The organism is Allobosea sp. CER48 (assembly GCF_044752385.1).
GTDB lineage: Bacteria > Pseudomonadota > Alphaproteobacteria > Rhizobiales > Beijerinckiaceae > Allobosea.
In genome coordinates this window covers 1-1,852 of the sequence record NZ_JBIWYK010000546.1, presented here as the reverse complement: position 1 = coordinate 1,852, position 1,852 = coordinate 1, and the positions used below count along the sequence as shown (strand labels likewise).

The window sequence follows — 1,852 nt, the reverse complement described above, 5'->3', positions numbered from 1 at the left end:
CCGGCATTGAAATCAGAACGGGGGAGCCTTGTCCGTCTCCGGCGTAGTATTGCGTCAGGGCCCGCCGCAGGCGTCCGGCCTCGACCCGGACGATCGGGTCGATCTGCGGATTGAAATCGGCCGGCCGGCCCAACCCCTCCACGGCGATGGTGTAGCCCTTCAGCTCGACGGCCCGCCCGTCGATCGTGCGCTCGACGATGAAGGTCAGGAAGGCCGAAAGCTGCGGGGCGGCGCGAAAGGCGTCTGAGGCAAGAATGCGCGCGAGTTCCGCGCGGATGATCGCGGCGGCCCGCTCATCCAGCCGTGCAAGATCATCGTCGTCTGCAGCCATTGGGGTCCGTTCGATCTGCGCCCCAAGCGGGGAAACCACGCCTTCCAGTTAGACGTCACCTACGCAGATTCGCGCAGGCCGCTATCCGCCGGGCGCAGCCTTGAGCCCCCATCATGGCGATTTACAGGCCGCTTTCGCCTGTTAGGTTCGACCAAGGTTAATCCACAGGGGCCTTCAATGACTTCCGCTTCCTCCGCCATCGGCACGCCGAACGATCTCGAAGCCTATTGGATGCCGTTCACGGCCAACCGGTCGTTCAAGAAGAACCCGCGCATGGTCTCCCGCGCCGAGGGCATGTTCTACTACACGCCCGAGAACCGGCCCGTGATGGACGGCACCGCCGGCCTGTGGTGCTGCAATGCCGGCCACTCCCGCGAGCCGATCATCCAGGCGATCCAGGCCCAGGCACGCGACCTCGACTACGCCCCTTCCTTCCAGTACGGCCACCCCAAGGTCTTCGCCGCCGCGGCGCGCATCGCGGCGCTGGCGCCGGGCGATCTCGACCACGTCTTCTTCGCCGGCTCCGGCTCCGAGGCTGCCGACTCCGCGCTCAAGATCGCGCTGGCCTACTGGAACGTCTCGGGCAAGGCCGCCAAGACCCGCCTGATCGGCCGCGAGCGCGGCTATCACGGCGTCGGCTTCGGCGGCATCTCGGTCGGCGGCATGTCGAACAACCGCAAGTTCTTCGGCTCCCTGCTGACCGGCGTCGATCACCTCGCGCACACCTATGACCGCGAGAAGCAGGCGTTCAGCAAGGGCGAGCCGGAATACGGGGCGCATTTCGCCGATGATCTCGAGCGCATCGTCGCGCTGCACGACGCCTCCACCATCGCGGCCGTGATCGTCGAGCCGATGGCCGGCTCCACCGGAGCCCTGCCGCCGCCGAAGGGCTATCTCAAGCGCCTGCGCGAGATCTGCGACAAGCACGGCATCCTCCTGATCTTCGACGAAGTCATCACCGGCTTCGGCCGCCTCGGCTTCGCCTTCGCCGCCGAGCGATACGGCGTGATCCCCGACATGATCACCTTCGCCAAGGGTGTGACCTCCGGCACGGTGCCGATGGGCGGCGTGATCGTGCGCAAGCATATCTATGACGCGTTCATGGGCGGCCCGGACAACGTCATCGAGCTGTTCCACGGCTACACCTATTCGGGCCATCCGCTCGCTGCGGCGGCCTCGCTCGCCACGCTCGACATCTATCGCGAGGAAGGGCTGTTCGAGCGCGCCCGCGCGATGGAAGGCGCCTGGGCGGACGCCGTGATGAGCCTGAAGGACGAGCCGAACGTCGTCGACATCCGCACGCTCGGCCTCGTCGGCGCGATCGACCTCGCCCCGCGTGCGGAAGGTGCCGGCAAGCGCGGCTACGAGTTCATCGAGCGCGCCTTCCACGAGGAGGGGCTGATGATCCGCACGGCCGCCGACACGATCGCCTTCTCGCCGCCGCTGATCATCAGCGAATCCCAGGTCGAGGAGCTGATCGGCAAGCTGCGGCGGACGATCCGCGCGGTGGCGAACTGACCC

General features: G+C 67.1%; 1 protein-coding gene and 1 pseudogene. One reads left to right on the top strand and one right to left on the bottom strand.

The window, feature by feature from the left end:
• Positions 1–331, bottom strand: a pseudogene (locus tag ACIPIA_RS15370) (hypothetical protein); the annotation flags it as partial.
• A gap of 177 nt (positions 332–508) precedes the next feature.
• Between ACIPIA_RS15370 and aptA the strand changes: the two are divergent.
• Complete coding sequence (gene aptA / locus ACIPIA_RS15365; RefSeq protein WP_400510801.1) at positions 509–1,849, top strand: omega-aminotransferase AptA; 1,341 nt, start codon at positions 509–511, stop codon at positions 1,847–1,849.
• Positions 1,850–1,852: the final 3 nt, after the last annotated feature.

Excerpts from the sequence above, each read along its gene's own strand:
- aptA (WP_400510801.1), top strand. The coding sequence starts at position 509 with ATGACTTCCGCTTCCTCCGCCATCGGCACGCCGAACGATCTCGAAGCC.